Origin of the sequence: Flavobacterium sp. (assembly GCF_044377315.1) — a bacterium.
Taxonomy (GTDB): domain Bacteria; phylum Bacteroidota; class Bacteroidia; order Flavobacteriales; family Flavobacteriaceae; genus Flavobacterium.
Window position 1 is genome coordinate 1 of sequence record NZ_JBILJG010000043.1, and the last position, 8,665, is coordinate 8,665.

Sequence of the window (8,665 nt, forward strand, 5' to 3'; positions counted from 1 at the left end):
AACGCGTTAAATTTTGAATCGAAATTTCGCCGTCTTTTACCACTACTCTAGCAATATTATTTGACGTTTCTACTAAATCTTCCATATCGGCACTCATTCTGTAAACACCGTTATGAGCAGCATAAATTCCACGAAGTAAACCTTCTTGAACACCCAATTCCATTACTTTTGCAGGTAAATCAGCTTTTTCAATTTCAATGGTAAGTTTGGGTTCCGTTGTTTTAAATTCAGTTTTGATATCGTTAATTACTTCTTGCATATCAAATACAAATGCTTCGTCGTACATTGACGCAATAATCACTTTGGCAACACTTTCACGCGGAATTGCATTACGCAAACTTCCACCTGAAATTTCGGCAATTTGAAGTCCAAAATTCTCAAATCCGTCAAATAATAAACGGTTCATGATTTTATTTGCATTTCCCAAACCTTTGTGAATATCCATTCCCGAATGGCCACCATTTAAACCTTTTACAGTAATGGTATAACCAACAGAAGCTTCTGGCGTTTCTTCCTCGTGGTAAGTTCTTGTTGCAGTAACATCTACTCCACCAGCGCAACCAATGTCGATTTCGTCGTCTTCTTCGGTATCTAAATTTAACAAAATTTCACCTTTCAAAACGCCACCTTTTAGATTTAGAGCACCTGTCATTCCAGTTTCTTCATCAATAGTAAAAAGCGCGTCAATAGCTGGATGCGGAATGTCTTTACTTTCTAAAATTGCCATAATAGCAGCTACTCCAAGTCCGTTGTCGGCACCTAGTGTTGTTCCGCGAGCTTTTACCCAGTCGCCATCAACATACATATCGATACCTTGTGTTAGGAAGTCGAAATTGGTATCGTTGTTTTTTTGGTGAACCATATCTAAATGTCCTTGCAAGACAATTGGTTTGCGGTTTTCCATTCCGGCAGTTGCAGGTTTGCGGATGATTACGTTTCGGATTTCGTCTTCAAACGTTTCTAATCCTAGACTGCTTCCGAAGTTCTTCATAAACTCAATTACACGTTCTTCTTTTTTGGACGGACGCGGAACAGCGTTTAAATCGGCAAATTTATTCCAAAGTACTTTTGGTTCGAGGTTTCTAATTTCTTGACTCATTGTTGTTTTTTAGACACAAATTTCACGAATTTTCACAAATTAATTGGATTGTGAAATTTTACGAAACTGTGATGTTATTTAGTATTGTAGTTTGTTATATATGTGATTGTTTTTCTAGAATCTTCCCAAGGAATAAAGTCTTCAATCTTTAAAGATTGTCTTCTCTCATCTACTAAATATTTCATTTCTTGATTCATATAAAAATCATTAATTTATGGTTCATAATTAAACTTTTCTATTAGTTTCAAAAAAGGAATTTAATTCATTATCAGGAATATTTAAGGTAATTTGTGTCATTAATCTAATAATTGAATCACAAATTTACAAAAAAAGAATTACGAGTTACTGATTTATAAGTATTTTTATACCAAATTTAAGACGTGAAACGAAAATACATTCTTCCACTATTTCTAATTATTCAGATTATTTTTCTGAAGGTAATTTCATTTTTTCCAGAAGTTGTTGAACGCTTTTATAGCAATGGTTTGTATATTTTAATTTCTAAAATATTGAGAACAACATTAGGGCAAATTCCGTTTTCGGTTGGTGATGTTGTTTATGGAATTTTGATTGTTTTGTTAGTTTTAAAAATATGGAAAACTAGAAAATCTTGGCGATTGGGTTGGAAAACCAATTTATTGAAAATTACGAGCGTTCTTTCGGTTGTTTATTTTCTGTTTCATTTGCTTTGGGCAATGAATTATTATCGTCTGCCTTTATTTGAAAAAATGGAAATTGAGCGCGATTATACTGAAGTAAATTTGCTTGTATTTACCAATAAATTGATTACAAAAACGAATGAAATTCAATTTCAAATTACTAAAGATAAAAACCTGAAAGTTATTAATCCGTATTCGCAAGAAGTGATTTATAAAATGACTGAGAATGGTTATTCCAACTTAGCAAAACAATATCCTTTTTTTGAATATGAAATCCCTAGTCGAAAAAAATCGCTGTATAGTTTACCGCTAACCTACATGGGGTTTGGCGGTTATTTGAATCCGTTTACGAATGAGGCCCAAGTCAATGCTAAAATCCCGATGTATGGTTTTCCTAATGTTATTTGTCACGAAATGGCACATCAAATAGGTTTTGGAAGCGAAAGCGAATGCAATTTCATTGGCTTTTTGGCTTGTATAAAAAATGATGATTTGCACTTTCAGTATTCAGCATATACAGCAGCTTTGCGTTATTGTTTGAGAAATATGAATGCTTTAGACGAAACCAAAACAGCATCATTTTTAAAGAAACTAAATCCAGGAATTTTGGAAAACTTTAAAGAAAGTGAAGCCTTTTGGAAACAATATGACACAATTATTGACAAAGGTTTTCATGAGTTTTATGATCAGTTTTTAAAACTAAATCAACAAAAAGATGGCATGGAAAGTTATAGTAAATATGTGAATTTATTGGTTGGTTACTACAAAGACAAAAATTTGTAGAACATTTTATTTAGAACACAGATGACACAGATTTAACAAACCTTTATTACCAGAAATCTGCATTCTTATATCTGTAATCTAAACCTCATCGCTAGTAAACGTAACAAAACTTTTCTTTTTATAAGGTCTAACTATTAATCTTCCTTCACGGTCAAAACGAATGTAATTGTAAACCAAATTTAGGAAAACAACGGCTCTATTTTTAAAACCAATAAGTGAAAATAAATGCACAAACATCCAAACAAACCATGCAAAAACACCGTTGAAGTGATAATGTGGCAAATCGACAACAGCTTTGTTTCTTCCTATAGTTGCCTTTGAACCTTTGTCGTTATATTCAAAAGGTTTTAGTGTTTTTTTGTTTATTACTTTGATTTAATTTTCGCCTAACAATGCGCCTTTTTGCATAGCAGGTTACGCCATCATAGGATGACCTGCAAATTCGCCACCTATGATGACAATTCTGGGATTTGACGATTGTGGAATATTCATGTTTCTTTTTTGTTTAAAGTAAATTTACGAAGATTTTTAACCACTAAGAAACTAAGAAGTCACAATGTTTACTAAGATTAATTTCTTGTAGAGTCGCAAAAAATATTTATTAACACAAAAAGACACAAAGAAAATCCTGAAGGTTAAGATTATACCAAATATTTACCGATAAGTCTAGCCCAGATAGCAGTGAAAATCCTTTTTATTTTTTCTTTAAAAATAAAAAGACATGCAGGCAGGTTGCAATCTCGCTCTAAAAACGATACGGGAAATAGCTTCTATAAATTGAACTTATAACTTGCCCCTAACATGAACTGGAAGGATTGCACAGGATAATTCATCCATTTTTGATAGCCTTGATTAGCAATATTGTTGAGTTTCAAGAAAGCAGTCAAACGATTGTTGTGTTTGAAACCCAAGTGTGCATTGGCATCGAAATAGCTTTTTAGAGTGACAATATTATGCACTAATGGATTATTAATTTTATCAATTTCATCTTTTCGATCGCCTACAAAAAACATATTGGCGCCTGCATACCATTTTGGAGTGATATTCACATCAAGATTAGTACCTAATTTTATACTTGGTAAATTCCATGCTTCTTTTTCATTTTTCATACTGTAGTTGTTGAAAGTTCCGTTTACACCAATTGAGAAATTTTTAGTAAAATCGGCCTTTAATTCGCCAAAGAAACTGATGGTTTTCATGTCATCATAAATCACATCAAACGAGTTTCCGTATTGGTAATTTTGTTGTTCAACAATAGTATTATCATAATAATTGCTAATGAATAAAGCTTTGTTTTTTTCGCTCATTACCGAACCGCGAACATTGTAACTTAAATTGTTAGACACTTTTCCTTTTAAACCTCCAAAAACATCAAATTGTTTGTCGGTTGGCGCAACGATTAATGTTGGTGAAACAAATTGGTTTTCGGAAACGAAATCACGATACGAGTTTTGTTGTAAAGTTCCTTCTGCTCCAGCGTAAAAAATCATGATATTTTCGACCAAAGCGATAGAAGCATTGATTTGTGGATAAACGAAAAATTTGTTTTTCTTGTTTTCAATATCTATACTATAAAAAGCTGCCGCACCAAGGTTAAACGACCAGTCATTTCGGTTCATGGCAATACTTGGATGGATTCCGAGATTGGTGTAACCGTAATTTATTGAAGTTAAATTGGTGTAATCTTTTTTGAAACTTCCGCCAAGATAATCGACCATTAATTTGGTTTTGATAGTAGTTCCTGCGGCATCAAATTCGAATGTTGGTTTTGCCAAAAATCTGCTTTCTGACGATTTGAATTTATCTGAAAAATGATTAAATTTTACGCTCACATCATTGAACATACTATTATTAAAATTGATGTTTCCACCAGCCGAAATGTTACTAAAAGAATTGGCTTCATTGATGGTACTTATCACTTTCGATTTTTCGTCTTCTGTATATAAATTAGCAAAATCAGATGGTAAACCATACCAAAAATTACTTTTTAGTTCATAACCCAAATCGGCTGTCCAAGAATAGGCTTGTTTTTTGCTTCCATAAGTCAAATCGAAAGACGTTGTACTGAATTTATCATCTATAACTAAATCTTTGATACCACCTTGAGACGAAAAATGTTTGAACATGCCCCCAAAATAATCGGTATCGCCAATGTTTTTGGTAACATACAATTCACCTAAGGCATTGATGTAATTTCCAAGTCCAATTGTTGCGTAACTGTTGAATAACTCTTCTTGAGCTTCTTTATCAACACCGGCAGCTTTTCCTTTGGCTGGCGCAAAAGTTGAAGCAACTGGAAATGAGAAAATAGAATATTTAATTCCTTCTTTTTTGTTGGTTTCTTCATCGTTTAGACTTGGCGTTTCTTTAACTTTGAAAGCATCAGAAATTGTTGGCGTGTATGGTTTTACAACGTTTACAACTTCTGTTCCAATGTTTTCGTCTTTCTTTTGAGAGAAAGCGAATTGAGTTGCAAGAAATACTAAACTAAATGCTATATATTGAATTTTGAATTTCATTTTTTTTACTTTTTACTATGAATTAATTACCTATTGAGGAATTTGTCTTAGATTCTATTGCTTTAATTGTGTCCAATTCTTTTTGGGCTTCTTCTACAACATCGGTGTAATTAGCAAAATTTTTGATTACACTTTCCAAAATATAAGTAGCTTGAAAACTATCTTTCAAACCGTAAAAATTTTTGGCCATTACCACCAAACCTTTGGCTCCAAAATATTTGTAACCTGAATATTCTTTGGCAATTTTTTGAACCACCTCATTCGATTCTTCAAATTTTGAATCTTTATTTTTGAAGTAAGCATCATAGTACAACGCTTCAGCTGCAAGTTCTCCTTTGGCAATGGTTTGCAATTTGACATAAGCAATTCTGGCTTTAGTTTCATCATTTGATTTTATTGCAGAACGGGCCACAATAATTTGTGCATCCGATTTTACTTTATCATCTACTTTTGGATTGGCTAAAACTTTTTCGGCATAAATTACCGCATTAAGATAATCCTTGCTTTCGTAATAGGTTTTCATCAAATTAGATTTTGCAAAAGTCACGTTTTGAGGAAAATCAGCTTCGGTTTCTAATCGTTTTAAAACTACAATCGCTTTTGTTGCGTCTTCTTTTTTCAAGTAAATCTCACATAGTCTTGCTAATGCTTGTTCGGTAAATTCATTGCGAGATTTAGAAATTACATATTCATAATTCGGAATAGAATTATTGGCTAAATTATCTGCATAATAGGATTGAGCCAAATAGAAATTAGCTTTCAAAGCATGATTCCCGTTTGGAAATTTTGCTAAATAAATACTCAACGAAGAAATAGCTTGCTTTACATTATTTTGTAAATATTGTTTTTCTGCAGCTTCATAAGTATCATTATCCAATTCAGCATCAGAAACTTGAATATATCCTAAGGTTTTTACCCAATCTCCATATTCAGAAACTTTACCATTGTCAACATAGATTAATCTTGCCGTTGCAACAGCCTCTAATGCTTCTGGAGAATTTGGATATTCTGCTGCGATTTTTTTGAATTTTGCTATTGCTAAATCATCCTTTTCGTCATTATAATAAATCAACCCTTGACGCAACATTGCTTTTGATATAAATGAACCTTTTTTGAATTCATTGATTAGCTGTTCGTAGGTTTTGATAGCAGAATCGGTTTTTCCTTCTGTCACAAAGGTATTTCCTAATTCAAACAACACATCATCACGATATTGAGATTTTGGATAACTTTGTAAAAACGAATTAAAATCTTGAATTTTTCTATCATTTTTGGCAACAAAACCATAGCTAATTGCTTTTTGGAAAGCTGCATAATCGGCGTCAATACCTTTCATTTCCATCGATTTGTTGTACGCTTCCATTGCTGGCCAATATTTTGCTGTTACAAATCGGCTATCACCCAATCTTAAATACGCATCATTCAAACGAACATTATCGTCTTTAACAGCCTCAACATAAGCTTGAAAGGAATTTCCGGCTTGCTCGTATTCTTTTAATTTAAAATAAGCATATCCAATATTATAGTTGATATTTTTATATTCTGGCGTTGATTTGGCATCTGCAAATCCTGCAAATTGTTTGAAACTCAATAAAGCATCGTTGAAATTATCCAAACCATATTCTGTTTCCGCTTTCCAGAAAGTAGCTCTTGCTGTGAACTTATCATTGTTTTGTTCCGCAATAGATTTTTTGAACATGGCTAATGCTTGTTGATAATCACCATCTGTATATAATTCGATTCCGCGATAGAAAGTTACTTTTTGGTAAGCTAATTTGTTTCCAAATGATTTGTTTTTTTCTAATAAACTCAATGCTTCTTTATAATTTTTAGAAGTAATGTACGAATTGACAAGTAACGTTTGAAGCTCCGTTTTGTTTAGCGAATTTGGATATTTAGTCATAAAAAAATTCAAAACATCGGGTACACTTTGATAAGAATTTCCAATTTCGTAACTCAATTTGGCATAATTCAAATAAGCATCTTCTTGAATTTTTAAATCAAATTCCATTTCAGAAGCATTTTTGAAAGCGTTTAAGGCTTCTTGCTTTTTATCAATTTTCATATAGCTCTCACCTAAGTGGTAATATGCGTTTTGCGCAACGGCATCTTTTCCAGCAATAATTTTATTGAATTGCGCAATCGCACTATTGTAATCTTCTTGTTTATAATAGGCATAGCCTGTTTGATAATAATCCGTATTACTCCATTTTCCTTTAGTTCCACGGTATTCTCTCAGAAACGGAATAGCTTTGTCGTATTGTTTCAAATTGAAATAACTTTCGCCAATAATTTTGTTTAATTCCGATTTTTCTGCTGCATTGGATTTAACCATAGCGGTTTGCCCCAACTCGATAGCTTTTTGAAAGTTACCCGATTTGAAACTCATATCAGCCTGAAAATAAGATAATTTCTCTTGGTATTTTTCTTCGCCTGCTACTTCATTAAAAAAATCGTTGGCTTTTTTATAATCATCGCCTTCATACGCCATAAAACCGAGATAATACTTGGCTTGCGAACCATATTTTTTAGATTTTATAACTTTATTAAAATAGGGAGTTGCTTCTTTCTTTTTATTAGCAGAAAAATAGCAATATCCGCGTTGAAAATTATGCTTTTCGAGTTCCTCATAACTCAAAGAATTCATGTCAACTCGTTCGGACCAAGCAAGCGATTGCGGATAATTTCCTTGTTCAAAATAAAACTGAGAAACTTCGGTATAAGCTTGATTTTGTTTCGGACTTGTTGGATATTCGGCAATGAAACGCTCCATCATTTGGTCTGCGTTAGCTTGCCCTAAATGAATAGCGCAATTGGCACTATAATAAGCACAATCAGCCTGAATATCAGCATTATTATTGATTGCTTTTACTTTATCAAAAATAATTTGCGCCGATTGGTATTGGTTATTTTTATAAAGATTTACAGCTCTTTGAAAATCTTCTAAATCATTAGAATAGATAGCCGACTTTTGCGAAAAAGTGTTGCTACTTGCTATAAAAATCAAGAGAAATAGTAGTCTTTTTATTTGTTTCATTGCCTTACTTGTTAACTGTCAAATGTATTGATTTCTATAGTCTATAACGGAGTAAGCAATGTATTTATTATAAACATTCTTTTTAACAATTGTTTGGAGTTGGAAGATGGAAGATAGATGTTGCTTTTTTTAGTAAAGCAGCAAAATAATTTTGAATACCAGCGTTATCTTATTACTTTTACAAGATTAAATAATTCAAATTATGTTAGAAACTGTTTTATCATTAAAAAATGCAACGATTTACCAAGAAAACAATCCGATTTTGTCGGACATTACTCTTGATGTTAAGCATGGTGATTTCATTTATATTATTGGAAAAACAGGTTCGGGAAAAAGTAGTTTGATGAAAACATTTTATGCCGATTTACCACTAACAGAAGGCGAAGGCGAAATTGTTGAATATAATTTGATTGGTTTAAAAGAAAATGACATTCCATATTTGAGACGTAAAATTGGGATTATTTTTCAGGATTTTCAACTTTTACCCGATAGAAGTGTAAAAGAAAACATGCTTTTTGTACTGAAAGCTACTGGCTGGAAAGACAAAACAGAAATGGATGAAAAAATT

5 protein-coding genes and 1 pseudogene are annotated in these 8,665 nt (G+C 32.4%); 2 read left to right on the forward strand and 4 right to left on the reverse strand.

The window, feature by feature from the left end:
• Positions 1 to 1,099: beta-Ala-His dipeptidase (gene pepD, locus ACIQ66_RS10940; RefSeq protein ID WP_396212832.1), on the reverse strand; the 1,099-nt coding region annotated here is incomplete at its 3' end.
• A 380-nt stretch (positions 1,100 to 1,479) separates the two neighbouring features.
• On the opposite strand from pepD, the gene ACIQ66_RS10945 reads away from it, so the two are divergent.
• Positions 1,480 to 2,541 carry a DUF3810 domain-containing protein gene (locus ACIQ66_RS10945; protein WP_396212833.1) on the forward strand — a complete coding sequence of 354 codons (1,062 nt, stop codon included), beginning with the start codon at positions 1,480 to 1,482 and terminating at the stop codon, positions 2,539 to 2,541.
• Positions 2,542 to 2,619: 78 nt separating this feature from the next.
• Here ACIQ66_RS10945 and ACIQ66_RS10950 read toward each other — a convergent pair.
• From ACIQ66_RS10950 to ACIQ66_RS10960, 3 genes and pseudogenes are all read right to left on the reverse strand, one after another.
• A pseudogene (locus ACIQ66_RS10950) lies at positions 2,620 to 2,976 on the reverse strand (NAD(P)/FAD-dependent oxidoreductase); the annotation flags it as partial.
• Between the two features lie 335 nt (positions 2,977 to 3,311).
• Entirely contained in the window at positions 3,312 to 5,060 is a 1,749-nt protein-coding gene (locus tag ACIQ66_RS10955; protein ID WP_396212834.1) for a TonB-dependent receptor, read from the reverse strand.
• 22 nt (positions 5,061 to 5,082) lie between these two features.
• Complete coding sequence (locus ACIQ66_RS10960) at positions 5,083 to 8,097, reverse strand: tetratricopeptide repeat protein (RefSeq protein ID WP_396212835.1); 3,015 nt, start codon at positions 8,095 to 8,097, stop codon at positions 5,083 to 5,085.
• Positions 8,098 to 8,299: 202 nt separating this feature from the next.
• On the opposite strand from ACIQ66_RS10960, the gene ACIQ66_RS10965 reads away from it, so the two are divergent.
• The coding region (locus ACIQ66_RS10965) for an ATP-binding cassette domain-containing protein (RefSeq protein WP_396212836.1) at positions 8,300 to 8,665 on the forward strand (366 nt) is incomplete at its 3' end.